Source organism: Bdellovibrio sp. HCB185ZH (assembly GCF_047302455.1).
GTDB lineage: Bacteria > Bdellovibrionota > Bdellovibrionia > Bdellovibrionales > Bdellovibrionaceae > Bdellovibrio.
This window is the reverse complement of the sequence record NZ_CP178624.1, coordinates 3,655,438-3,679,173: the sequence shown is the minus strand read 5'-3', so window position 1 is coordinate 3,679,173 and position 23,736 is coordinate 3,655,438. Positions and strand designations below refer to the sequence as shown.

Sequence of the window (23,736 nt, the reverse complement as noted above, 5' to 3'; positions counted from 1 at the left end):
GGACTCACTCACTCTTTGTGTTACTAATACCATGATGAAGAAAGCCGTTCAATTATTCAAGCATAAAGCCTTCGATTTACGTTGGGCATTACTCTCGGGAATTTTGGTTGGAACAAGCTACATTCCCTTCCCACCGTGGGCTTTGCTTTTCTGCTATGTCCCCCTCTGGATTTCTGTCACCGACAGTAATTCACTCTCACTGAAAAGAACTTTCTGGAGTGGATGGCTCACCCAATTTGTGCTTTCTGCCATTGGTTTTCATTGGATCGCTTACACCGCGCACGAATTCGGCGCCATGCCTTGGATCATTTCCTACGCAGCTCTGCTGCTTTTTTGTGCTTTCATGCATCTTTACATTCCCGCAGCTGCCGTTGCTGGTGTGTGGTTACAACGAAAATTCCAACTCTCCAGAATCCAAGCTCTGTTCTCAATTGCCTTACTACACGCCTTGCTCGAGCGAGTTTGGCCTGTCATTTTTGATTGGCACTTAGGATACACTTTGATCGGCGCCCACATCCCGGCTTACCAGTGGGCCGATGTCATTGGCTTTGCGGGACTTTCTGCCCTGATTTTGTTGGGCAACGCTTGGGTAGGTTCCATCTGGTTAAGCTTCCGTGAAAAACGCCAGGGTCTGATGCAACTTGGGGCCCTCACCGTGGTTGTGGTTTTACTGATCGCGAGTGGAAACTTTCATAAAGAACCGTGGGATCATTTTGATCGCGAATTCAAAACGACGCTGATTCAGGCGAACATCGGGAACTCCGAAAAAATTCAAGCCGAACAAGGCCGAGGTGCCCAAGAATTCATCACTCGCAAGTTCACCTCCATGACTCTAGAGGCCTTCGCGAAATTTCCTGACACCGATCTTTTCGTGTGGCCGGAAACGGCGTTCCCTGACTATTTGGATCAAAGACTTTTAGCGCGCAAGCACACGCAAATCTTGGCAAGCGCCCTGACAGGATTGGACCGCCCTATTTTGGCGGGAGCTTATTCGCGCAGCCCCGTTTTAGATCCCCACCGCGATGAAGCGACTTTCAATGCTCTTTTTTTGATTGATGCCAAAGGTAACAATCTGGATGCGCCTTATCTGAAAACAAATCTTTTGGCTTTTGGTGAGTATCTTCCCTTTAGCGAAAAGTTTCCGATTTTATTAAAGTGGCTTCCCTTCATTTCGAACTTCGGCAGAGGCACAGGCCCCCGCGCCTTGGCTTGGAACCGCGAAATGGAAAGCATCCATTTGGGTGGTCAAATTTGTTACGAGGGATTGGATGCAAGATTCTCCCGCGGATTGGCAGAGGAAAATTCTGACATCCTGGTGAACGTGACAAATGATTCCTGGTTCGGAAGGACTTTTGAGCCTAAGCAACACATGTACATGACTTTGGCGCGCGCAATTGAAACCCGTCGGCCTTTGATCCGCTCTACTAATACGGGGATCAGTACAGTTATTTGGGCCAATGGTGACCTTCAACAAACTTCCCCTATTCATGAAGAATGGGCGGGGCAGTTTACGGTAAAATACCGCAAGGACGCTCCGATGACGGCCTATGTGAAATGGGGCCATTTTGATTGGATCGTTCTATTGCTCGCGCTTTCGGGCATTGTTCTAACTGGAGTGCTTCATGCAAGATCTCGCCGTCCTTGATTGGACAGAAATTCTAGAAAAAATCAAATCTCACGCGACGAGCGAAGTGGGACGTGAAGCCGTTTCTGACATGAAACCGCTGAACACGGCTGATGAAGCCTATGTGAGCTTTCAAGAAATTGCTGATGCAACAGAGGTTTTAAATCAGGGTGTTCGCCCCTATATGCAAAGCTTGGATTTATATTCCGCATGGATCGCCCGCTTAAAAAAGAAGGCCGTCCTAAAAACTTTGGAAATCAAAGACGTGCGAAACTTCTGCATGGAGGCCTTGGCTTTGAAAGAAGCTTTGTCTCCGATTGAAAACACGTGGGCCAAAAGACTTCACGATAGCCTAATGGATGCGGAAGAACCGCTTTCAGCGATCGATCAGATCCTGACTCCTGGCGGAGAGATTCGCTCTGATGCGAGTGAAAAACTATACAACCTCTTTAAAGAAAAAGAGCGTCTTGCTCGCGAAGTCCAAAGTACCTTGGATCGTCTGGTAAAAGATCACCAGATGGAGACCGTGATTCAAGACAAGTTCGTAACAACTCGTGAAGGCCGCTGGGTTCTGCCCGTGCGTTCCGGAATGCAAAGCAAACTTCCGGGTGTGATCCATGGGTCCTCTCAAAGTAAACAAACCGTTTTCGTTGAGCCTGAAAAAGTTATTCCAACGAACAACCGCTTACGCCAAGTGGAAGCGGAAATTGAAGATGAAATCGAAAGACTTCTCACTGAACTTTCCCACTATCTTTCTTCGCAAGCGACCGACATCGAAAGCACACGCGTTTTGATGGAAGAGGGCGATATCCGCTTTTCGCAAGCGCAGTTCACGAATCAAATCAATGGTCATGCAATTGAGTTTTCCAAAGACACCATGGAACTGATCGAAGTTCGCCATCCACTTTTGCAATTGAGTGGAAAAAATGTTGTCTCTAACACAGTTCTATTTGATGGCAAAAAAAGCATCCTGCTTTTAAGTGGTCCCAATGCCGGTGGTAAAACGGTTCTTTTAAAATCCATCGGCCTTGCGGCTCAGATGGCTCGTTGTGGACTTCCAATCTGTGCAAGTGAAACATCACGCATTCCTTTCTTTAAAGATGTTTTGATTGGCATCGGTGACAGCCAAAGTGTTGACGAAGAACTTTCGACATTTGCCGCCCATTTGAAAATTCTTGGAAAAGCGGCTTCTGTTAAAGGTCATCAAAACTTGATTTTGATCGACGAGATCTGCGGCTCCACGGATCCGGAAGAAGGAAGTGCACTAGCTCGTGCCTTCATCGAAGAATTCTCTGCAAACGACGTTTTCGCTGTCATCACTTCTCACTTGGGTCCGTTGAAAGCCGGATGGGATGATGAAAGCCGCGTCCTAAACGGAAGCATGGAGTACGATCCTAAAACAGGACGCCCTACTTACGGATTCTTGGCTGGTATTCCGGGCGACTCTTTGGCTATTCAAACTGCAAAGCGTGTCGGCGTGGCTCAGACGATCGTACAAAGAGCGATGGATGTACTCGCTCCAGCCACTCGTGCTCGCCTTGAAGGTTTGGAACAAATTGAACAGCTGAAAAGCGATATCGCGATTCTGCAGGAACATTTGCGCAAAGAAACCAAGAAAGCCGTTGAAACCAAGAACAAGTACGAAGGCTTATTAAGCCAGTTTAACAAAGACAAAGATGAATGGCTTCAGCGCACTGTTAAAAAAGCCGAACGCAAAGTTGAAGAAGCTATCGCCCAAGCGAAAGTGGCGGAAACTTTCAAACGTCATGCAGCTCTTCAGGAAATCAAATATCAGCTACCTGAAATCGTAAAAGCAAAACCCGTGATCCAAGCGGGAGCTCCGCAAACGGCAGAGGAATTCGCTAAAAAATTCCCACCAGGATCAAAAGTTTTTGTACCGACTTTAAATCAAGACGGCATCGTGCAAAGTGCACCGAACAATAAAGGGGATCTTATGATCCTGTCAGGATCTGTGCGTTTGCAGGTGAACTGGCAAACTCTTCGTCTGCCGGGTAAACCTCAAAATCCCACTTCGCAATTGGTGCGTAAAGGTTCCAGCGGCTTCTCTGTTTCTATGGCAGATGATGATCGTACTTTGGATTTACGAGGAAAAACTGTGGAAGAAGCCCTGCAGGAACTGGAAGTGGCTTTAGATAAAGCTGCGACCACTCGTGAAGATCGCTTAAAGATTATTCACGGTCATGGGACGGAGGCTTTAAAGAAGGCCGTTAGAACTTATTTGTCTCGTTCTGTGTATGTCAAAAAGTGGAAAGCGGGCTCACCAGAAAATGGTGGAGATGGCATCACTTGGGCAGAAATCGGCGAATCTTAATTTTTCTTAGGAGGGTCCCTTGAATCACTACCTTATTGCAAGTTGGGTGGTAAGTAAGACCCTCTCGCTCGCCTACTTTGTAGCATTCTTATCTTTATCCGTGCAGGTCTTGGGACTATTTGGTTCTCGCGGGATTCTTTCCATCGATCACCTTTTAAATATTCTTGATAAAGAGTTAGGTGGCTCACGCTTTCGTCATTTTCCTTCTTTGTTCTGGTTTGCTTCTGGGGACTTCACCTTAAAAGCTGCTTGTATGATCGGAATGCTCGCGTCCACTTTGGCGTTCTTAGGTTTTAGTCAAACCTGGATGCTCCTTCTTTGCTGGCTGCTATATCTGTCCTTTTGTAGTTGTGGACAGGTCTTTCTCTCCTATCAGTGGGACAATTTACTTTTAGAGCTTGGGTTCATCGCTTTATTTTTTGCTCCATTTACTTTGGAATGGCGTCCTTTGGCGGCCTATGAAATCCATCCCATGGTCATGGGGTTGGTTTGGGTACTACTTTTTAAACTGATGTTTTCATCCGGGGTTGTGAAACTTGCGAACAAAGATCCTGATTGGAAAAATCTGACGGCTTTAAGATTTCATTATTGGACTCAGCCTCTTCCAAATCCGATTGCCTGGCTACTAGATAAGGCCTCGTTAAAATTTCAAAAGTTCAGCTGTCTATTGATGTTTTTCATCGAGCTTATTGTGCCCTTTTTTATTTTTGTTCCGGGACCAATCAGTTTCATCGCCGCATTGTTTTTGTTTTTGCTGCAAATTCTGATTATCTTAACAGGTAACTTTGCCTTCTTTAATTTGCTGACTTTAGGGCTTTGTGCCTCTGTGATTGCTGATCCCTTTTGGATATTTGAAAGTACGTCGTGGATATTGCCTATCGGGGTCTCGACTGAAATTGCCGTCGCCGCGTTAGTCGTTCTTCTTCCGGGCAACTTATTTTGGATTTACAAAACTGTCTTTGAAACCAGTAAGTCCCTGGATTTCATGCTTCCCTGGATGCGCCTTCTTTTTCCCTTTAGGATCACCAATCCCTACGGCCTTTTTGCAGTGATGACTAAGACTCGCCCCGAGATTGTTTTAGAAGGCAGTGATGATGGTCACACGTGGCTTGAATATGAATTTAAGCATAAGCCCACCAAGCTCACTCACCGACCGACGGTGATCGCACCTTTTCAACCCAGACTGGATTGGCAGATGTGGTTTGCAGCGCTGGAGAGCTTTAATGAAAACTTGTGGCTGCAGAATCTGGTGACACGACTCTTTGATGAAAGTCCCGACGTTCAGGAACTTTTAAAGGCTGATCCTTTCAATGGAAAATCGCCAAAGCTTCTGCGTTTTGTGCGCTACAACTATCTCTTCAGCTCTTGGGAAGAACTAAAATCCCAGAAAATCTGGTGGAAGCGAGGCCACCCGGCCCCGTATTCTCCGATTTTTGAGAGAGATGAAGAATCCTAAGCACTATAAATTTCCCCTCGGGAGTGACTACGAAAATGACAGCTGTCTAAACGGTCACGCGGTATTTTCACTCTCAGAAGCGGTGACCCCTGGAAAATCAAGTGGTCGTATCAAGAGAAAACGGAACGAAAAATAAATTGGAGATTTTTCCTGGAAACTCGCAAAATGGTTTTTAGGGGAAATTCTAACCAAAGGCTAGGTAGTCATGCACAACTATCGGGACTTTATCTTACGCGAACTCGAAAGACGTCAAAAAAAGAATCCGTCTTATTCGCTCAGAGCATTTGCCAGAGATCTGGAAATGCCCAGCTCGCGACTCAGTGAAATACTGAATCGCAAAATGGGACTTTCCGAGGCTAGGGCAATAAATCTGGCGGAGAGACTGAATCTTTCACAACCAGAGAAAGAGTACTTTATCGACTTAGCACTCTCTGAACACGCACGCAGTGCTGTGATGAAAGAGATGGCTTTACGTCGAGTCAAGGCTCGGACCGAGTTGATGGGAACCATCGACACTCGGGATCTCAGCGGTTTATCTGAAGGCGCCCACATAGCGATTCAGATCAAACGCGAACAGTATGCTCACGCTCTAGAGAAGATTAAAACCTTCCAAGAGCAGTTAGCTAAGGACCTGGAAGCTCCAACAGAGAGTGATTCGGTCTACAATTTGACTGTTCGGCTGATCGAACCTGCCACCTCCAACGAATAATAACTGGACCCCCTCAAAGCTTTTTGAGGGGGATTTCTGCTCGAAAATCGTTCAAACTATTCTGATATGACTCCAAATACAGGATTTGAACGTGAGTAAAGCAAGATACACAGTTGCCAGTATTGGCGTAGCCCTTATTATTGGATACTTTTCCGGCAAGAAATATTCTGATTTCTCTCCCAGAAAAAACGTCAGCCAGGATCTTGCAAGTTCTAGCAAGATTGAATTCGAAACACTTAAATTAAAAGCCTTTCCAAGCCCTGATAAGCTTGAGAAAAAACCTATGAGGTCACTTAAAGAGGCGATGGAGTTCATTGCTCCTTATCATGAGCGCCAGGATTTTAAATGGCATCCAAGTTATGCCATTTCCTCACCCAGCTTTGACTCTAGCAACCGTCCCTACTTCCGCTACCATGACCGTCAGCAAACCGTTCCCGTTGCCAATGGCTTTCAAACCCTGCGCGATGGCTCGTGGACGCACTTCCCTTTTATGGCGAGCCAACTCCTGCCATTCTATGATCAAAAATCTCACGACATCATTTTAGATTCCGTACAGGATATTTTGTGGGACCCGAAAATGGCGGTCTTTGATAAAACAGATCGTATGTACACCGTGCTTCGCTTAAAAACCACGGTGTTTAATAAAGATACATCCTATGTGATGATGTATTCTGATGATCAAGGATTGAACTGGTCAGCGTTACCACTGGTGGGAACTAAAGACACGGCTTGTGTTTTCAGAGTGCTGGGCACGAACAACTGTCCACTTCCCCAACTTTATGATTTGGAACGCCCTTACAATCGCGCTCCCTTAAGTGGGCCTCCAGCGATGCTGTATTTCTTAAGTGACGGAAAATTGCCAGGCTTTGAGAAAACTTATTCCTGGCTAGGTACAGTTGGAAAATTGTATCTGCAACCTATCTCTAAAAACTCCCAAGGAAAACTTGTTGCTGAAAAACCAGTACTTCTAAGCCTGAGCGCTCAAGAGATTGGTTATCGTAGCGGTTCCTCACCGAAAATCATTCGTTCCGGTTCCAAGTATTTTGTAACTTGGCTCGAGGCGAATCGCGACTTCGTTCCCAAGCTGGATCAAAAAGGAAATCCCATCATTCCCAAACCTGATCAAAACAATCGACCGTATTCGGAGATCTGGGTTGCAGAGTATGATCTCAAAACCAAACGAGTTTCTAAGAAAGCAGTTCTTAAATCTTGGCCCGTGAATGATACGCACAACCAGCCCGGTATTGTCCGCACTTGGAATGGAAATCTAATCGTCATCTCCGGTGGCCATGGTTCACACTTTACGTCGGCGTATTCCTTAAATCCTGACTCTGTCTCTGAGTGGAGCAAAGAAGAACCGATGAATACGGCCGACACGGGTTACAAGTCAAACTACAGCTCTCCGCTTTGGACAGGTGGCAGTCAAACTTATATCTCCATGATGATCGGTGCGGATGACACGGTTCACACTGTTTACCGTCAGTGGATGCATGACAAGAACATTTTCGATTTCGAATACTTCGGCGCACTCGTTTATCAAAATGGTAAGTTCGACAGAAAGTCGAACTCCTTTCACTGGAACAAAGCGCGAGTGTTGGTGTATCCAAATGCTCCTGAATACACTCACTGGTACCAGGTGATGTCGATAGATCGCAAAGACAATATATATGTGGAGTACAGCAACATGCGACCGTACCCACCGTACCTTGCGAAAGATTCTAAGGGACAACCGAAATTTATTTCCCCGTATCTTAACAACGCTCTGATGCGTTCGGAGAACAGTGGTAAGACTTGGTCGCTAGTAAGCGACGATGACCTGAAAAAAGCGCAAACAAAGTAATCAATTAATTTTAGAAAAATCCAGTTGTAAACAATTTGGCAAAAGAAAAAATACGGTGTTGATTCAGTCTGAGACAGAATCCACCGTATTTTTCGTTCTTATGTTAAGTGTCTCACGGTTCCCACTTGAAATTCCTAGTGAAAACAGCCACGCCGTCTCGGGAAAGCACGTTTCATTGACCTCAAAAAATGAGAATTGTTGGAAATGTTAACTACTCTTTTTACAGTGTTACTCAGGTATACAGCGGCGACGATTTTAAGCCCTTCTCACTTGGCACATCCGATGCAACATACCCTCGCATAGGGGTTAATATGAAAAAGACAAACGCAATCATCTCGATTCTCTCACTAGCTGCTTTATCCGCATGTGCTCCACAAGACATGAGTTTTTCACAGTCCACATCGGCATCGTCCACTTCTGATGCAACGGACTCAATAATCCCTTCACGAGGTCTTTCGCAAAACTTCGATATTAAGGAGAACGCGAACATCGACATCTTGTTTGTGGTCGATAACTCTCCTTCCATGCTTGAAGAGCAAGCGAATATGTCTTCTAAAATTAATGGTTTCATGAATCTGGTTTCTGGCCTTAGCTGGCAAGTGGCTCTAACGACAACAGATCCACGTGTGAATACAGTCGATTCCAGCGGTGCCAATCAACCTTGGGGTGACGGACAATTCCGTCCCATGTTGAATCGTAGCTTCCTTAAAAAAGGTGATACGACAGACTCTGCGGCACAAGCGGCTTTGGCTGATGCGATCAAGCTAGGTGCTAACGGTAGCGGTGACGAACGCCCTATCAATAACATCTATAGATCGATGGAGCGTGCTGAAAATGCTTCCTTCTTCCGTAAAGATTCAAATCTGGTCGTGATCATCATCTCAGACGAAGACGAATGCAGTAACGGTAACTGCCCTTCTAGCTCTGCGGATACTAAAAAATCACAGCCATCTAGTTTGGTGAGCTTCGTTCAATCTAAGTTCGGTGCTGAAAAAGTTATGATGGTAGATTCAATCGTAAAAGCTCCATCCGATTCTTCATGCTCGACGGCCTCTTATGCTCCAATCACTTCTTCACTAGCTAATATGACTGGTGGTGTGCTTGGTTCAGTGTGTGCCTCGGACTATACATCCATCTTGTCTAACGCTGGTAACGCAGCGGTGTCTTTGGCGAGATCGATTTCTTTGAACTGTAATCCAATTGACTCTGACAACGACGGAAAAATCGACTTCGTGTTGAAAAACTCTGCCGGTGTTGCGATCACTACGGGTTACTCAGTGAGCGGTAAAATTGTTACCTTCACTTCTACTTTGCCAAACGGTTCCTACTCAGCAGACTATCGTTGCGCACTGTAATTGAAATACTCTTAAACTCGTTTTATTAATAAAACGGATTTTCCCTAAAACCCCAACCATAGTGGTTGGGGTTTCTTTTTGTTCCTTTCGTAGTTCAGTTCGGTTCGACCCGCAAGTCTCCTTGGGGAGTCCCCGCATTCCGCGACACGCCATCGTGGCTCAGCCGTGGCCCGCCTTTGGCGGGTGCGCGCATCCATGCGCCCACGGAGGTCGCTGCATGCGGGGACTCCCCAAGGAGGCTTGCTGGTGATTCGGATTGATACGAATGTGCAAACAAGAAACCGCCTGAGAAGTTTTGGTCTTCGATCGAAGATTCTTTTTATTCATAAATTTGGTTTTTTTGGATTTCAATTTGCTTCACTTTGAGATTGGGGACGAGTTGTGTCTGCCGTTCTTGGGCATGTTGGGCGTATTGGATTGGGATTGGGTTTTTGGTGGGGAAATTGTGGGGTTAAGTTGTTGGAATTGTTTGGGTAATTTTTCTGTTTCATTGTGATCTATGGCATTCATGTTGCTCTATAGTCTTGTGAACAGTGTGCAAGGGGGCTTTATGAATTCGATCACTACTTTGAAAAAATATATGATGGTTACTTTGTTGGTTGCAGGTGCGGCGCTTATGACGGCGTGTGGTTCATCTGGTGCACAATCGACGGATTTGGCTAGCCGTGGTGTTATTTCTTCTGTGAGTGAGGCGGATTCTAAGGCTCTTGCTGTTTGTAATTCTACTTCGGGTAGTAATTTGGCGGTTCGTCAGATGGCTTATACTGAAGGGAACTCTTACCGCATGGATCTGGTTTGGTTGAAGCTGACGGCTCTGCCGACTGATTTTTCTTCTGGGTCTTCTTATATTGCTTTTTGGAAGTGGTTGGCTAATTCGAACGGTTCAACTTACTTGGATTCTTCTGCGGTTCCAGTGGCTCTTTATGATTCTCAAACTAAAAAGTTTCTTACGAACTGGGGTACTTCCATTAAGTGGACGGATATCTCGGCGATGGCGCTTTCCATGGGTTACTCTTCCCCTACTTCTTTCTTTGGTCGCGTGATCATTCTTGCGAACCTTAAAGATACGAATGGTGATTATGATGCTTTGAAAGTATCTGTTTACAATTCTTCAACTAATAAATCAGTGAACGAGATCAATGGACTTCTGCCACTGTTCGCTGCAAATCCTAATGCATATGCGGTGGAGTCTTCTGGTGCCGCTCGCGCAGGTGTTCTGCAACAGCTTCACCCGTTCTTCACTTACAGAAGCACTGGATATACGACTTCTCAGTTCCAGGGCATGGCGCAAAACTACTGCTTCTAAGTCTGAGCAATTTGATATTACCCCCAAAAACAGACGCCAACCTGGTCCCCCCCTAGGTTGGCGTTTTCCTTTTTAGGCGATGTTGGAGTCATCCTGAGGCTGATGGCGTTCAAAGAAATACTCGTAGCTATTGACGAGCAGAAAAGACAAGAAGCAATAGATCGGGCCCAACAGCATCGCAAAGGCAATGCCGTTGTTGTCGGTAAAGTGTCCCACTAATAAATGCATTCCCACTAACATCATCGAGTCCGTTGCCATCATATAGGAAACTGCGGAATCAAGATCCGTTGGAAACTTGGTCGAAATCCACGTAATCGCCAATGGATAAAATGGCGCGACCGTGAAACCCGCAATTGGTAAAAACACGGGATGCAAATAGATGCCGCCAAAAGTACAAAGCGCCGTTGCAACCAGTGAAATCGAAAGCTGCGCGCGAAGACTTATTGGAAGTTTGATGAGGGCAAACAAAGATCTTCCTGTCAGCATACCGACAAAAAAGTAAGTCACATAAAGACTGGAGTGCTCCATGTCGTAGTTTGCAGTTCTGCGCATGAAGAGGGCTAAACGCGATGAAATCATGATCTCCGCACAAACGCAGAAACTCACCATCAATGCCAAAAACATTTGCGGCTTAAAGTTACGGGCTTTGTTCAGTTTGTGATTCTCGGGAATGAACTCGGCTTTTTGATGCAAATTATCGTGGCTGCCGTGGAAAGTATAAATCAACAAACCCAGCGGCACGATCGTGATGCTTCCAAATGTCCAGCGCCAGCTCCCCGTCAGATATTCAACGGACGCTGCAATCAACGGAGAGCAAAAACTTGCCACGCCATACATGGCATGAAGGCCAGACAACAATTGCTGCTTACGCTCCTCGCTTGATCCCAAAGAAACCAAGACATTGGGAATTAAACCCACGATACCTAGGCTCATCCCGAAAAAGAGAGAAAACACCAGAAAGACATAAAAATGCGGTGCGGTTGCGAGTCCCACCAAGGAGATGATCAAAGCAATCGCCCCGCCCCTTAAAACACTTAAGCGGTCAAAGCGGCGCAGTAAATGCCGGGCAAGATAGCTTGAAAGAAATCCGGAAATGGAACTTAAAGCAAACATCCATGATCCCATGGAGTCGTTCACTGCAAATTCTTTCATGATTTCGGGGAACAGGGGTCCTCGCACATTATCGCTCAGACCGAACACGAATAAACTAATATAGGACAGAATGATATAAGGCCAAATCATTGGTTAGTGCGAAGACTCCTGGCTCACTTCTTCAGCCTGTAAGTTTTCACCTTGGCGATAGCGATCCACCAAAGCTTCATCGTTTGTAGGGAATGAGAATAACAACGAATGAACATTGGTTTCTTCATCTTCTTGTGTGACAGCAACATAAACCAGATCTTTGGTTTCATGATCCGGGAACTCTTTGATAAAGCTCACCAGAACGTGACCTTCGGTATCGGTTTTTCTCCAGATCTCATCAGCTGACTCTATCGTTTCTTCGCGAAGATCTGCATACTCCTGGAATTTATCCTGGGAGATATCTTTGTCCGTGCGCACTTTCATCATGGCTTGATAAAGCCCCACTGCCAAAGGATCCCCTTCTAACATGGCATCGCCTTCGATCGCCCCTTCAGAAGCTTCGGCATAGCCCCGGTCATAAACCATCTCTTGCTTTTGATAATGATGCCAAACATGGGAGTCGCGAGTTGGGAAATGCATGAACACGAAAGTTGGATACTCTTCCTCTTCCGCCATATAGCCAATTGCGATGTATTTAAAAGCCGTCGCCCCTTCTTCGAACTCGCGGATAAAATAATAAACCGCGTAGTCTTCAGAAGCTGAGTTATCCATCCACACTTCATCTGGATCATCCAATGTGGACTCCAAATAATTTTCTCGAGACATTTGATCTTCATCAGAGAAGTCGTCAGGAGTTCGGTAGGATTGATACTCATCCTGAAACTTTTTGATCATCGTTTCAAAATAGCCATACAGATCTTGTTCGGTTTCAAAGATCAGACCGGCTTTTTCATCGACGACGATGTACTCTTTTTCAGTGATAGATTTGGCTTTTACAGGACGAGTTTTTGCTTTGGCCATCGTGGCTCCTTATTGCCTATTATTGAGAGAAATCTTGCCTCGCAACAACAGGAAAAAAATCTGACACGACAAGGCCCGTCATGACCGTGATTTTTTCCTCTTGCAACTCTTAGATTTCTTCCTCACCATCGAAAATATGTTGAGCTGTATATTATGGTCCTATCAAGGCGCAAGGAGGCGATCTTGGCTAATTTAGAAGAAACTAGTCTTGAACGTATGGAAGCTCTTCTCTCTCACTCCGCAATGGGTGTTCACGTGTTGTTTGATAACACGACCATTGCGAATGTTCTTAAAGAAGTCACAGACGACAAAGACTTCTACAGCTTCGATAAGATGAAAAAGGTCCAAGACGTAATGACGGAGCTCATTGCGAAGAAAACCTATTTCGAAAAAATGGCGTACTTACAAGCCTTGGACTCAGAAAGCTATCAGATGCTTGTCAGAGCGTATTTTCACATCGTCGAAAATACAGTTCGCGCCAATCACGAGCACTCCCACTAAAATCCGTTTCCCTGAAGCGGATTTTTTTTGACAGTCTCCTCACTTCTGACACTTTTCGAAGGGAAAGTGTTTAATAGCTTTTCACTTTTCCCAACATTTCTGGCGATTTTTGAGATCTTGAAATTTCTGTCGATTTCTTAGAGTCCTAATTCGACATCAGAATCGAAAAATAATGCAACGCGGTATTCCGATGATATTCTGTCGTTATGAAACTAAGTACCACGATGGCTCTTAAGTTAAATTCGCCGCTCTTGCAGGATGCACGAACGGCGAAAGCAATGTGCATCGGACGCACGTTCAACGAAATTCCCATTCCATAATGTTTTCCCACCGCAAAGCCGATAAGGGGTATTGTGAAATATCGACGTCTCTTATCGGCTTTCTTTATTTTCCTAGCTCCGGTTCTCAGTCACGCTGAGTACCGTGTTTTCGTTTTAAAGATCAGTAAACGTGCTGCCGCCACGGCAGGGGCTTCGGTGGATACATCTGCAGAAGGCGAGCCGTCCTTTCGTCTAGTTGAAAGCACGCTGGATCATGTTCAATATCGCTATTTTTATCCCGTGGCGGCCGATGAAGACGTCACCTACATCGATACTTGGCGCTGTTACGGTCGCACCGGCGGTGGGATCCCCCATTGCCCCAACCCCAAAGGCCAGATTCCCTCTTCCGAGAGTCCAGCACCTTAATCGAATTGCCTCTTTTTGATACACTGGTAGATATGTCATCTATCGACAACTCTACTCGCAAATCTCAACAGGCCGAGCTGAATGAACTTCAGACGGAGTTCAATCGTAAGAAAAAACAGATCAGCAAAGAAAACGATGATCAGTTGGAAGAACTGCGTGGGCATTATGCTGAGAAAAAAGAAAATGTGCGCGAAAGCAACGAGGCTGCGATCAACCACATCCGTCAGCGCCAAAGAGAAATGGTCGATGAATCCGTTGAGCAGCGCCGTCAACTTTCTGAAAACTACAATGCGCGCACTGCAAACCTGCAAAAATCCTATGATGAAAAATTGAACGAGACCCGCGATAAACGTCAGCAACAGCTAGCGATTGTGCAAGAGGACTCGGGTCGTAAAATCAAAGAAACGCAAGACTACGCACAAAACCAGATTGGCGCGATCCGCGAAAAATCCGCGACCGACGTGCAGAACGCGAAAGAGCGCTATAACAAGGACATGAAAGATATCAATGCGTTTGCCGATAAACGTCTTGAGAACCAACGTGCATCCAATGAAAAAGCCATTAGCAACGAAGTTGAACGCGGTAAAAACGTTCAGGAAAATCTGCGCGTAAAACAGGAAAAAGAATTCGCCGAAGTTCGCGAGCGCGGTGAAGGTAAAATCGCTGCCCAACAACAAGTTCAGGAAAAGAAATTAGCCCGTGCTGATGCCGACGCTGAAAAACGCTATGAAAAAAATCAACAACAGTGGGATAGCAAAGAAAAGAATCTGAACAATCAGTACAGCCAACGCGTTATGCAAAATAAAAAGGCGTACGAAAAAGAACTTAAAAATCAGTACGATCACTTTCAAAGCACCTACGTTAAAAACAATGCTGCCAATCGCGAATCCCTAAGCATTCAAGAAGAAATGTATGCCAAGGAATTGGCCGCTACCCGTGCGGAATTCGTGAAAGAAGCTGGTAAGTACGAAAAGAAAGAAAACGATCCGTTTTATAAGGTTGAAAACCGCGGCAGTGTTCTTCAAGAGTCTTCAAACTTTTATGTCTTAAGAGCTTTTGTTCCAGAGCATGAAAAAGATGCTGTGCGCGTGAATATTCAAAAGGACAAAGCCATTGTAGCCGGCCAGCGCGCCTTTAAAGACAAAATCGAAGACGAAACCAAGGCTGTAAGCTCCAGCAGCTTTCAAACTTTCCGCGAAGAATTTAATTTCGACAAACCCATCATCGCCGAAGGCATGACTCGCGAACGCGAAGGCGACTTCGTGGTTTACACCATCCCGAAAGGCTCAGCGACGGGCTTTAACCGCAAAGCTTAATTAAGAGCAGGCTCCAGCGAACCGACAATGACTGCTTGCTTAGGCTTTGCATCGCTGTTGCGCTCGATTTCGCTTAAGTAGTCCCAAATGTATTTTTGAAATTCCGTTTTGTGACTGTTTAAATGCGCGATGATTTTCATCGAATCTTTGCTCTTCTTTAAAGCGACACCATAGCGTTCAATCACAATTGGTTTAGCGTTCACCTGAAATTCTCTGCGATGAGGTCGAAGTAACGGATCACTCGCCATCAAATAGCGATAAACCAAAATATCAGAGAAAATAAAATCCACGCGCTTCGCGACAAGTTTCAAAATGTTGTTGTTCTGCGTGGTCGTGGTTTCAACTTTCAATCTCCCCGCCTCGGCAAGCTCTTTCACACCGGGACGTAACTCCACTCCTTGAACATTTCCCGCCGTGTATTTCACCAGATCCTCTGGCACCTTCCATTTGATTGGATTTTTTTTGCGTTCAATCATCACCCAGGGACTTTCAAAAAGGAATTCCGTAAAGTCGAAAATGTCCTTATCTTCCTCGACACGATAGGGAGCATAGCCATCTACTTTAGGATCTTTCTGAGCGTTCATTTTTGCGCGAATCCACGAGGATACAAATTGAACTTTCACTTCATAACCCAAGGGTTTTAGGACTTTGCCGAGAGCAAAGAAAACAGCACCACCACTGTCTAAACTTTCTGCCATATACGGTGGCGCTTCGTGAGTAATGAGCGTCAATGGGATAAGTTGAGAAGTCCCCTGTGCAAATGAAACCGCAGAAGAGAACATTAACAGCAAAAATGAAATAGCCCATGCAACTGAATTAAACGAAGACATCTCTTACCTCAAAACAGCCGGACCCCAAGGGATAAAAAAAAGGGACCGGATGGTCCCTTATGACAGCTCGAACTTAGGCACTTGGCAAGGATTCAGAAGATCTTCAAGAAAGTAAGCCGCTAACTGATGACGTCCCTCTACGGATGCTTTCTTGTATAGAATCAATGCTTGTTGTCTGACGGTGGTCTCTGATGTTCCGCGAGTTTGAGCAATAGCTCGCAGGCTGAGACCCTTTAGCAGCAACAGACCGATGTCACCTTCGGTTTTCGTAAGACCCCATTTTTGGAACTGGCGTTGAACGATAGGATGAATTCCGCCAGTTGGGATACATACGTGTGCACATGTTGACTTAATCATATCCTGCATGGAGTTCTCCTCTGAAGAACATCAAATGCGAAAATTTCTTATATGTCATCTAACATGTGTTTGAAGGTAATGAAAAACTTGTAACTATTTTGTCAGGCTCAATTAAACGGAGTTTAGGCCTTCAAAAGATAACGCACTTCGCGCATAACGAAACTAAATCTTGTTTGGATATCATAAAGCATTTCAAGATTAGCGTGCAATTGAGCAATCGCATCCACTTCTTGAACAGGTTTATCGGCAAGTTCGTGGTAACTCGTGTGAGCAACGGGTTCAGAAGATACAAAAGAGTCCATGAATGATTCAGCAACTGTGTTTTCTTCAACTTTTACTGTTTCATTTTTATTTACTACTCTCATCTTGAACTCCTGATTCTGCGCGCCTTTGGAGGCGCCGACATAAAAGTCTATTTCTAAAAATTCACTTCTCAACTTAAATAAACTTACATAAAACTTTTACAAGCCGAGTCACTAGTACTCGCACTTCAAATCAACTGTATCCTGGGAAGCAAGTTCTGTACGGTCGTCGCCGTTTTTCAGGTAAGTCGCCATCACAGAAGCACCTTGGTCATTATGTTTTAGTCCCAAAACATGACCCATCTCATGAAGGATTAGGGCCTCGATATTCACAGCAGAGTTGGATTTGCCTTGATTCCAGTAGAAGGTGAACTTCGTATTGACGCGAATATCTGTCTCTTTGATTTGGTCACCGTTCCACAACACCGTCGTGCGAGCTTGTTCAGAAAGCTTTTCGCTCTCCCACGTATCCATGAAATAGATCACGTTCTTACCGTCTTGAACGGGCTTATTGGGACCACTGATTCGAGGGGATGTAACGATATTAAATAGTCTGCGACCGGAGCTTTGCTCCCACGTTTGTGCCGCACTGACAATAGCTGCCACGTATTGTTCTGGAACAGACTCGTGAAGGTACATCGTCACCGGCACATCGGCCTTCCACGACACGCGCTCACCATAGGCATTTTGCACAAAACCGCAGCTATCCTGAGATTTCGGCGCACAGGCTTCCAGGGTCAAAGCCATAACTACTAGTGATGCAACGCCAATCCACTTCCACATGAGCGTGTCCTCCTGCTCTTTTCCTATTACAAAGAAAGGACCACCCTGTTCCATCCGCGGGACATCACTAACTCACTGATATTCCATACCTTTTAAATAATTACGATTTTCGGCATTCGGCCCCTGAGACGGTCACACCACCGTTCACCACACAGCCGCCCTACCAAATCATGCCTAAATACCTGAATTTACTGATATTTAAGATGTCAAAGTTTTTGCCACCCCCACGCCGCAAATGGGGAGTTTTAAAACCAATATATTGAGGTTTGAGCCCAATCTTGGTAAAAATGAGCATTCTGAAAGGCGAATTATGATGAAACTGACTGTGATCCCTGGCGACGGTATTGGCCCCGAAATTATGACCCAAGTTATCCGTGTATTGAAACACGTGCATGCTCCCTTTGAATATGAAGAGCATCAAGCTGGCGAAATCGCCCTGGCTAAGTTGGGCGACCTACTTCCCCAGAACACAGTGGACTCTATTAACAAAACGCGCCTGGCGATCAAAGGTCCGACGACAACTCCAGTGGGCGGCGGTCACAAATCCATCAACGTGACGATGAGACAGAAATTTGATCTTTACGCAAACGTGCGCCCTGTTCGCTCCCTTCCGGGAGTTCAATGTGTATGCTCTGACGTCAATTTGACGATCGTGCGTGAAAACACCGAAGACCTGTACGCTGGAATCGAGCGCATGGTTGATGAAAACACGGCTGAGTCCATCAAACGCATCACTCGTCGTGGTTCAGAAAGAATCGCACGCTATGCTTATGACCTGGCTCAGAAAACCGGTCGCAAACAAGTGGCCATCGTTCATAAAGCCAACATCATGAAAATGTCTGACGGACTTTTCCTGAAAGTCGCTCAAGAGGTCGGTTGGCAGTATCCAAACATCGCAACCAAAGACGTGATCGTAGATAACGCCTGCATGCAACTGGTCACTCGCCCACAGCAATTTGATGTGATCGTGACTGAAAACTTGTACGGAGATATTTTGTCTGACCTGTGCGCAGGTCTTGTCGGTGGCTTGGGCGTTGTTCCTGGTGCAAACATCGGTGAAAAAGCAGCGATCTTTGAAGCTGTGCATGGCTCCGCTCCAGATATCGCAGGTCAAAACAAAGCCAACCCAACGGCATTGCTACAATCTGCGGTGATGATGCTTCAACACATCGGCGAGCATGGCAAAGCCGACTCCATCATGAAAGCCTTGATCACAGCTTTGTCTGATATCAATGCCCGCACAGGAGACTTAGGCGGTAAAGGAACAACTCAGTCCTTTACCGATGCCATCATTCAAAAACTCTAATTCCATTAAGGTGCCAGGTCCTATTTCTTGTCGTGGCATGACAAGAAATAGGACCTGGCACCTTTTCTTTTTGCTTAACTCTTGGACTAAACATCCTTAGCATTAAGGCATGAAAAAATCGATTTTACTTCTGTGCGTTTGCTCCCTTCTTTCTGCCTGTGCAACCAATCAAAAAAGTCGCCTGGCAACTACTCTTGCCGGCGTGGGCGTCGGTGCTGTGATCGGAGCTGCAACGGCTCCTGAAGACGAAAGAGCAGAGCTGCACGCCATGTATTGGGGCGGTATCGTCGGTGTAGTCGCAGCGATTGCGGCGAACATTTATTTCAATGATAAAACTGACATGGATATGGTTCGTTTAGAAAACGAGAAGATGAAAGCGCAGCTGGATTTCTTTCAAAGTGGCACGGCTACTTTGCTAAAAGAAACTAAAGGGGCTGCGGATAAAAAATATTTCCAAAGCGGTAAAGCGAAAATCAAATTGTATAAAATTGACCAGTGGGTTGATGAAGGTCCCAACAAAAAATACCATCGCGACCAGATGATTGAAATCCTTCCACTTGAAAAGAACGACTAATGAAAAAGCACCATTGGCAGATCTTATTTGCAGCAAGTTTTTTATGGGCCTCTATTGTTAGCGTCCTTTACTGGCAACTAAGATCAAATCCAAGGGTGATAGCTATTACGACGGACATGTCAGGGGCGGATAAAGACCGTCCGCAAAACTTCCAGCTGAGCGAAATGGAAAAAGTCACATTTATGCGCCAGTACTTGGATCGGTACTTCACCTATGACTCAAATAACTTTTGGCAGTCACAAACATCTTTGACTTTTCTAATGTCGCAAAGCCTGCGAGAAAAACGCATTCAGGAAGTTCAACGTCTGCGCGATAAAATTCAAAGCAAATCTTTAAATCAACGAAGCCTTTTGCTGTCTTTAACAAACAAAGGCGGCAATCAGTATCATGCCCTGCTGTCTTTACAAATCAGTGAACAGCAAGGAAAAGTGAATCAGCTTTTTGTGGCCGTGGATCTAGCCATCGAAGATACGGAAAGAACTTTGGAAAATCCATGGGGGTTGTTAATTACGAAAATGGAAATTCCTCAGACATCACCTGAAGCCATGTTGCTTTCAGGCACTTTGGGAATTCGTGAAAAAGCTCCGCTGGTCATTACTTTCCCGTGCGCGATCGAAAATGTTGAGGCCATTCCCGACTCTGTGCTTGAAACCAAAATCACTACTTTAAACGTCTCAGAAATTCAGCTGACATCCGCCAAAAAATTGGAAGCGCCCGTGGCAATGACAGCATATTGTAAAGATCGCGAATATCATTTCAATGTTTCTTATACGGATAAAGAAGCAGATCTTTTTAGAGCTTTCACCGCAGATCTTGCACAGGCTCGCAAAAAAGATCCGGCTGGTGCCGGGGCACCGAAGAAAAAAGATATTTACGATAAGACTATCGAAAATGTTTTAGGAATCAAAATCGAAAACTAAGAGATTTTTTCTGTGGTGTGGGCGGTGATTTTCGGGATGATCATAATCACTTGAGTGCCCACTCCAACACGAGAGCGCAACTGCAAATCGCCACCGACGGCCTGCAAAGCTTTGCGAGCATCAAAAAGACCCAAACCATTGCCGTTTTCTTTACCAAAGCTTTTTCCCTCTTCCATCAATTGGGGAAGAATTTCTTCGGGAATACCACAGCCATTGTCCATGATTTGTAAAAGCCAATTTTGATCACGGTCCAATAACGAAATACTGACGCTGGCTTCAGATTCTGGAGCCGCCTCGACTGAGTTATTTAGGATATTTCCAAGCACTCGCAATAGTTTCATCTCATCTAAAGGCACGATAAGCTTTTCAGCTTTCACATGCTGATGCCAAGTAAACTCAATATTTGGATAGGAAAATCTGTATTCCTTTAAAAGACGGTCTGCGACTTGGATCACATCCACGCCACCTTTAACGGCTTTTCCAGAACTCGCCTGAGTGGAAGTTTCCTCATTCTTTTGAGCACGCCCACGCTGCAAAAGGTCTTCGGCAATGCCACGAATTCGCCCGACGGCCAGACCTAGAAGTTCTTTCTTTTCATGACTCATTTCATGGGAGAGTGAAGTAAGAGTTGTCAACGCCATCAAAGGACCGCGGATATCGTGCGCCACTTGACGAGAGATTTCAGAAATCTCTTTGTTGCGATCGAGTTCCGATTGCAGCTTTTGTTCCTGCAGACGATTTAATAATTCACGTCTGGAACCGAAAGATACGAAGACCAAACCTAAGAAAATACCGATTAAGAAAATGGGCGAAGAAACAGTTTTCAATGCCAGGTCCGCACTGGAATAACAAACCTGCACCTGACCCGCTGGCAACGAGAACAAAGTAATCGGAATATCGTTTTCAAAAGCACACATTCCATCACGGGGCTTCACAGAAACCTGCGCCACTGAACTATGCACTTCTTTCAGCTGACCTAGAATTTTATCAAGCAACGTGGAATCTTGTTTCACCAACAGTGATTTCGCAATGTCCTCTTCCCAGATCGCAAAATACTGGGCGACGGCCCCTTGAGCGCGACGAACCTCAACCACGAAGCTTAAAACAGAGATTGCCAACAGAGCCGCCATAAAAGCCGACATCCAAGGCCAGGAGCTACGTTTAATAAGGTTTAGGGTAGGTTTTATCATACCCATAAATAAAGCAAGGACTGCTCCACCCCACCGCTCACCACCGCGCACTTGGGCGCACAAAGTATAGACAGGTGCCATTCAGCGAATGACGCTTCAAAATGGGTGTCTCAGAATAAAACGGCATAAAAAAAGGGAGCTTTTTGGAGCTCCCCTTTTTTTAGTTCATCGATTCGCGATGTAAAAGATTTTTTAATTCCTGCACTTCATCCAGGGAAACATCGTAAGGCTTCCCACAAACTTGGCAAGTCACGTGGACAGGTTCTTTTTTATCCAACATGTCCTGAAGTTCCGCCTCACCCATGGCTTCCAACGCGCGGATCACGCGAGCTTTTGTGCATGGGCAGGAATATTCAACCGTATAGTCATGTTCAACTTCCTCGTAAGGAATGCCTTCCATGAAAGGAGCCACAAGGTCGACGCAAGTCGCACCTTCATTCAACATTTTAGAGATGTTTGGTTTTTTCGATTCATAGTTCGCGATGATTTTTTCAACCATTTCTTCTTCCACTCCAGGCATCACTTCGATCATGACCCCGCCGGCGGATTGTACTTTACCGTTTTGATCCAGGTACACGCCTAAAGAAACCAAGGAACGAATTTGGTGAGATTGGTGCAGATAGTGAGCGATATCGTCGCCGATTTCACTGCTGACTAACTCCACGGTTCCTTGGAATGGTTGTTTTTGGAAGGGTTGATGGCGAGCCACTGTCAAAAGTCCGATACCGATGGCCTTTTTCAAGCTCAAGCCATTGTCGTAATTTTCAGGTTGGTATTGTGGATTCGGTGTGTAACCGCGCACATGACCTTCATAGCTTGCTTCAGCATAGACGCTGCTAAGCGGACCGTTTCCACGGAACAAAAGACCCACTTGTTGTCCATCTTTCAAGTGAGAAGCCATCAACAGGGCTCCCACCATACCGCGGCCAACTGCTACAGTCGCCAAAGGATAAGTATTTTGCAGATCCTGCATGTGTCGAACAACTTCCGTTGCATTGACTGCAGCGATACGCACTGTCAGATCTTTGGAGACAAAGCGGTGAACACGTTCTTTACCCATGACAAACTCCCAAAATAGATAGAAAATAACAGCCGAAACTAACAAAGCGTCACTATAAATTCAAGCTTCAATAGCAGAGTCGTATTATGAAGATTTATATCTTTCGCCACGCCCAAAAAGCCATGGATTTCTCCGGAGATCCCGATCTGACTCCCGAAGGACATGGACAGGCATCGACTCTTCTGGATTTGGTTTTGAAAAACGAAATGCCAAAACCCACACAGCTTTGGGTTTCTCCGCGAAAACGCACTCACAGCACCTTTCGCCCATTGTCAGAACAACTCAAACTGCCGCTCGTAAATCAGGAAGCCCTATTAGAACAGCAAGGTGATGAGTCCTTACAGATTTTCCGTCGTCGCATTTCCAATCTTTTAGAAAAGGCCAGTGAAGCGACAAATGACGTAATCTTCATGTGCTCCCACTATGATTGGGTGATTGAGGCGATGTCGGTCATTCCCAGCGAGACGGATTTGTCAGACGACCGCTTTAACCACTGGACACCTTGTCAGTGCGTAGGTTTTGAAGTCGCTAAAGACGGCATGTTTAAATTTCTTGAACTAAAAAAGGTTTCCACATGATTCAAAATATCTGGGCCATCGGTCGTAACTATGTCGAACACGCGAAAGAATTGGGAAACGAAGTTCCTACAGAACCCTTGGTATTTTTAAAAGCTGGTAGCTGTGCGACGTTGGCGCATTCTGAAATTCACCTGCCAAAATGGGCCACCGATGTTCATCACGAAGTCGAAATCGCTTTGCAATTTGATGAAAACTTGCAGATTTCCGCAGCCTGCGTGGCTTTGGATTTAACTGAGCGCACTTTGCAGTCGAAGCTAAAAGCCAAAGGCCAACCGTGGACCTTGGCAAAAAGTTTCACTGAAGCCTGCCCGATTTCAAATTTCTTCCCTGTGGCGGACTTGGACGAGCTTCGTAAAATCAATATCAAACTGATGGTCAACGGCGAGCTTCGCCAAAATGGCAATACGTCCCTTATGATCTTCTCCTATGAAGAACAGATAGACTATGTGCGTCAGCATTTCCCGGTGATGGCGGGCGACCTCCTTTTAACGGGAACTCCCGCGGGAGTTGGACCGGTGAAACCTGGCGACGTTTTGGTGGCGGAAATTGTGGGGAAAATCACTCACAAATGGACCGTCAAATAGCGCGCGCGCGCTCCATCTAATTTC

The 23,736-nt window shown here is 45.6% G+C and carries 23 protein-coding genes; 15 read left to right on the top strand and 8 right to left on the bottom strand.

Going from position 1 to position 23,736, the window contains the following annotated elements; all coding sequences use genetic code 11:
* The first annotated feature begins 31 nt into the window (after window positions 1-31).
* The 7 genes from lnt to ACLSU7_RS17815 all read left to right on the top strand — a co-directional run bounded on the left by lnt (window position 32) and on the right by ACLSU7_RS17815 (window position 10,622).
* Entirely contained in the window at window positions 32-1,645 is a 1,614-nt protein-coding gene (gene lnt / locus ACLSU7_RS17845) for an apolipoprotein N-acyltransferase (protein ID WP_413293248.1), read from the top strand.
* Complete coding sequence (locus ACLSU7_RS17840; RefSeq protein WP_413293247.1) at window positions 1,623-3,956, top strand: endonuclease MutS2; 2,334 nt, start codon at window positions 1,623-1,625, stop codon at window positions 3,954-3,956. The genes lnt and ACLSU7_RS17840 overlap by 23 nt, the downstream gene beginning before the upstream one ends.
* Window positions 3,957-3,975: 19 nt before the next feature.
* Window positions 3,976-5,412, top strand: a complete 1,437-nt coding sequence (locus tag ACLSU7_RS17835) for a lipase maturation factor family protein (RefSeq protein WP_413293246.1) — start codon at window positions 3,976-3,978, stop codon at window positions 5,410-5,412.
* Between the two features lie 205 nt (window positions 5,413-5,617).
* Window positions 5,618-6,121 (top strand): hypothetical protein, encoded by a 504-nt coding sequence (locus tag ACLSU7_RS17830; RefSeq protein ID WP_413293245.1) that lies wholly within the window; start codon window positions 5,618-5,620, stop codon window positions 6,119-6,121.
* Between the two features lie 91 nt (window positions 6,122-6,212).
* Window positions 6,213-7,961 carry a hypothetical protein gene (locus tag ACLSU7_RS17825; RefSeq protein ID WP_413293244.1) on the top strand — a complete coding sequence of 583 codons (1,749 nt, stop codon included), beginning with the start codon at window positions 6,213-6,215 and terminating at the stop codon, window positions 7,959-7,961.
* A gap of 311 nt (window positions 7,962-8,272) precedes the next feature.
* On the top strand, window positions 8,273-9,316 hold the full coding sequence (locus ACLSU7_RS17820) for a hypothetical protein (protein ID WP_413293243.1): 1,044 nt from the start codon (window positions 8,273-8,275) through the stop codon (window positions 9,314-9,316).
* 550 nt (window positions 9,317-9,866) lie between these two features.
* Window positions 9,867-10,622 carry a hypothetical protein gene (locus ACLSU7_RS17815; RefSeq protein WP_413293242.1) on the top strand — a complete coding sequence of 252 codons (756 nt, stop codon included), beginning with the start codon at window positions 9,867-9,869 and terminating at the stop codon, window positions 10,620-10,622.
* 72 nt (window positions 10,623-10,694) lie between these two features.
* Here ACLSU7_RS17815 and ACLSU7_RS17810 read toward each other — a convergent pair whose 3' ends face one another.
* Together ACLSU7_RS17810 and ACLSU7_RS17805 are read right to left on the bottom strand one after the other, a co-directional pair.
* Window positions 10,695-11,774, bottom strand: coding sequence for an MFS transporter (locus ACLSU7_RS17810; RefSeq protein WP_413293241.1), 1,080 nt, complete (start codon window positions 11,772-11,774; stop codon window positions 10,695-10,697).
* A gap of 93 nt (window positions 11,775-11,867) precedes the next feature.
* On the bottom strand, window positions 11,868-12,725 hold the full coding sequence (locus ACLSU7_RS17805; protein ID WP_413293240.1) for a PBECR2 nuclease fold domain-containing protein: 858 nt from the start codon (window positions 12,723-12,725) through the stop codon (window positions 11,868-11,870).
* 183 nt (window positions 12,726-12,908) lie between these two features.
* Between ACLSU7_RS17805 and ACLSU7_RS17800 the strand changes: the two genes are divergently transcribed.
* From ACLSU7_RS17800 to ACLSU7_RS17790, 3 genes are all read left to right on the top strand, one after another.
* Complete coding sequence (locus ACLSU7_RS17800) at window positions 12,909-13,226, top strand: hypothetical protein (RefSeq protein ID WP_246845652.1); 318 nt, start codon at window positions 12,909-12,911, stop codon at window positions 13,224-13,226.
* 353 nt (window positions 13,227-13,579) lie between these two features.
* The gene (locus tag ACLSU7_RS17795) at window positions 13,580-13,912 is read left to right on the top strand and encodes a hypothetical protein (RefSeq protein WP_413293239.1); all 333 of its coding nucleotides are present in this window, start codon (window positions 13,580-13,582) and stop codon (window positions 13,910-13,912) included.
* A 32-nt stretch (window positions 13,913-13,944) separates the two neighbouring features.
* Window positions 13,945-15,228 carry a hypothetical protein gene (locus ACLSU7_RS17790; RefSeq protein ID WP_413293238.1) on the top strand — a complete coding sequence of 428 codons (1,284 nt, stop codon included), beginning with the start codon at window positions 13,945-13,947 and terminating at the stop codon, window positions 15,226-15,228.
* Here the strand turns inward: ACLSU7_RS17790 and ACLSU7_RS17785 are convergent.
* From ACLSU7_RS17785 to ACLSU7_RS17770, 4 genes are all read right to left on the bottom strand, one after another.
* The gene (locus ACLSU7_RS17785) at window positions 15,225-16,058 is read right to left on the bottom strand and encodes an amino acid ABC transporter substrate-binding protein (RefSeq protein WP_413293237.1); all 834 of its coding nucleotides are present in this window, start codon (window positions 16,056-16,058) and stop codon (window positions 15,225-15,227) included. The genes ACLSU7_RS17790 and ACLSU7_RS17785 overlap by 4 nt on opposite strands.
* A 57-nt stretch (window positions 16,059-16,115) precedes the next feature.
* Window positions 16,116-16,424, bottom strand: a complete 309-nt coding sequence (locus ACLSU7_RS17780) for a helix-turn-helix transcriptional regulator (protein WP_413293236.1) — start codon at window positions 16,422-16,424, stop codon at window positions 16,116-16,118.
* A 113-nt stretch (window positions 16,425-16,537) separates the two neighbouring features.
* The gene (locus tag ACLSU7_RS17775; RefSeq protein WP_413293235.1) at window positions 16,538-16,780 is read right to left on the bottom strand and encodes a hypothetical protein; all 243 of its coding nucleotides are present in this window, start codon (window positions 16,778-16,780) and stop codon (window positions 16,538-16,540) included.
* Window positions 16,781-16,891: 111 nt separating this feature from the next.
* Window positions 16,892-17,500: a matrixin family metalloprotease gene (locus tag ACLSU7_RS17770; protein WP_413293234.1), complete on the bottom strand. Its 609-nt coding sequence runs from the start codon at window positions 17,498-17,500 to the stop codon at window positions 16,892-16,894.
* 307 nt (window positions 17,501-17,807) lie between these two features.
* Between ACLSU7_RS17770 and ACLSU7_RS17765 the strand changes: the two genes are divergently transcribed.
* The 3 genes from ACLSU7_RS17765 (at window position 17,808) to ACLSU7_RS17755 (ending at window position 20,300) form a co-directional block, all read left to right on the top strand.
* Complete coding sequence (locus ACLSU7_RS17765) at window positions 17,808-18,806, top strand: isocitrate/isopropylmalate dehydrogenase family protein (protein WP_413295435.1); 999 nt, start codon at window positions 17,808-17,810, stop codon at window positions 18,804-18,806.
* Between the two features lie 109 nt (window positions 18,807-18,915).
* Window positions 18,916-19,380 (top strand): hypothetical protein, encoded by a 465-nt coding sequence (locus tag ACLSU7_RS17760; RefSeq protein WP_413293233.1) that lies wholly within the window; start codon window positions 18,916-18,918, stop codon window positions 19,378-19,380.
* Entirely contained in the window at window positions 19,380-20,300 is a 921-nt protein-coding gene (locus tag ACLSU7_RS17755; RefSeq protein ID WP_413293232.1) for a hypothetical protein, read from the top strand. The genes ACLSU7_RS17760 and ACLSU7_RS17755 overlap by 1 nt, the downstream gene beginning before the upstream one ends.
* Here the strand turns inward: ACLSU7_RS17755 and ACLSU7_RS17750 are convergent.
* Together ACLSU7_RS17750 and ACLSU7_RS17745 are read right to left on the bottom strand one after the other, a co-directional pair.
* Complete coding sequence (locus ACLSU7_RS17750) at window positions 20,297-21,571, bottom strand: sensor histidine kinase (protein ID WP_413293231.1); 1,275 nt, start codon at window positions 21,569-21,571, stop codon at window positions 20,297-20,299. The genes ACLSU7_RS17755 and ACLSU7_RS17750 overlap by 4 nt on opposite strands.
* A 79-nt stretch (window positions 21,572-21,650) precedes the next feature.
* A complete protein-coding gene (locus tag ACLSU7_RS17745) occupies window positions 21,651-22,550 on the bottom strand; it encodes an Hsp33 family molecular chaperone HslO (protein WP_413293230.1) in 900 nt (299 codons plus the stop codon).
* 86 nt (window positions 22,551-22,636) lie between these two features.
* On the opposite strand from ACLSU7_RS17745, the gene ACLSU7_RS17740 reads away from it, so the two are divergent.
* Both ACLSU7_RS17740 and ACLSU7_RS17735 read left to right on the top strand, forming a co-directional pair.
* Window positions 22,637-23,128, top strand: a complete 492-nt coding sequence (locus ACLSU7_RS17740) for a phosphoglycerate mutase family protein (protein ID WP_413293229.1) — start codon at window positions 22,637-22,639, stop codon at window positions 23,126-23,128.
* A complete protein-coding gene (locus ACLSU7_RS17735) occupies window positions 23,125-23,712 on the top strand; it encodes a fumarylacetoacetate hydrolase family protein (protein WP_413293228.1) in 588 nt (195 codons plus the stop codon). Before ACLSU7_RS17740 ends, ACLSU7_RS17735 begins: the two co-directional genes overlap by 4 nt.
* Window positions 23,713-23,736 lie beyond the last annotated feature (24 nt).

Coding starts and splice junctions, on each gene's coding strand:
- lnt (WP_413293248.1), top strand. CDS start 32: ATGATGAAGAAAGCCGTTCAATTATTCAAGCATAAAGCCTTCGATTTA.
- ACLSU7_RS17840 (WP_413293247.1), top strand. CDS start 1,623: ATGCAAGATCTCGCCGTCCTTGATTGGACAGAAATTCTAGAAAAAATC.
- ACLSU7_RS17830 (WP_413293245.1), top strand. CDS start 5,618: ATGCACAACTATCGGGACTTTATCTTACGCGAACTCGAAAGACGTCAA.
- ACLSU7_RS17820 (WP_413293243.1), top strand. CDS start 8,273: ATGAAAAAGACAAACGCAATCATCTCGATTCTCTCACTAGCTGCTTTA.
- ACLSU7_RS17815 (WP_413293242.1), top strand. CDS start 9,867: ATGAATTCGATCACTACTTTGAAAAAATATATGATGGTTACTTTGTTG.
- ACLSU7_RS17810 (WP_413293241.1), bottom strand. CDS start 11,774: ATGAAAGAATTTGCAGTGAACGACTCCATGGGATCATGGATGTTTGCT.
- ACLSU7_RS17805 (WP_413293240.1), bottom strand. CDS start 12,725: ATGGCCAAAGCAAAAACTCGTCCTGTAAAAGCCAAATCTATCACTGAA.
- ACLSU7_RS17790 (WP_413293238.1), top strand. CDS start 13,945: ATGTCATCTATCGACAACTCTACTCGCAAATCTCAACAGGCCGAGCTG.
- ACLSU7_RS17785 (WP_413293237.1), bottom strand. CDS start 16,058: ATGTCTTCGTTTAATTCAGTTGCATGGGCTATTTCATTTTTGCTGTTA.
- ACLSU7_RS17780 (WP_413293236.1), bottom strand. CDS start 16,424: ATGCAGGATATGATTAAGTCAACATGTGCACACGTATGTATCCCAACT.
- ACLSU7_RS17775 (WP_413293235.1), bottom strand. CDS start 16,780: ATGAGAGTAGTAAATAAAAATGAAACAGTAAAAGTTGAAGAAAACACA.
- ACLSU7_RS17770 (WP_413293234.1), bottom strand. CDS start 17,500: ATGTGGAAGTGGATTGGCGTTGCATCACTAGTAGTTATGGCTTTGACC.
- ACLSU7_RS17760 (WP_413293233.1), top strand. CDS start 18,916: ATGAAAAAATCGATTTTACTTCTGTGCGTTTGCTCCCTTCTTTCTGCC.
- ACLSU7_RS17755 (WP_413293232.1), top strand. CDS start 19,380: ATGAAAAAGCACCATTGGCAGATCTTATTTGCAGCAAGTTTTTTATGG.
- ACLSU7_RS17750 (WP_413293231.1), bottom strand. CDS start 21,571: ATGGCACCTGTCTATACTTTGTGCGCCCAAGTGCGCGGTGGTGAGCGG.
- ACLSU7_RS17745 (WP_413293230.1), bottom strand. CDS start 22,550: ATGGGTAAAGAACGTGTTCACCGCTTTGTCTCCAAAGATCTGACAGTG.
- ACLSU7_RS17740 (WP_413293229.1), top strand. CDS start 22,637: ATGAAGATTTATATCTTTCGCCACGCCCAAAAAGCCATGGATTTCTCC.
- ACLSU7_RS17735 (WP_413293228.1), top strand. CDS start 23,125: ATGATTCAAAATATCTGGGCCATCGGTCGTAACTATGTCGAACACGCG.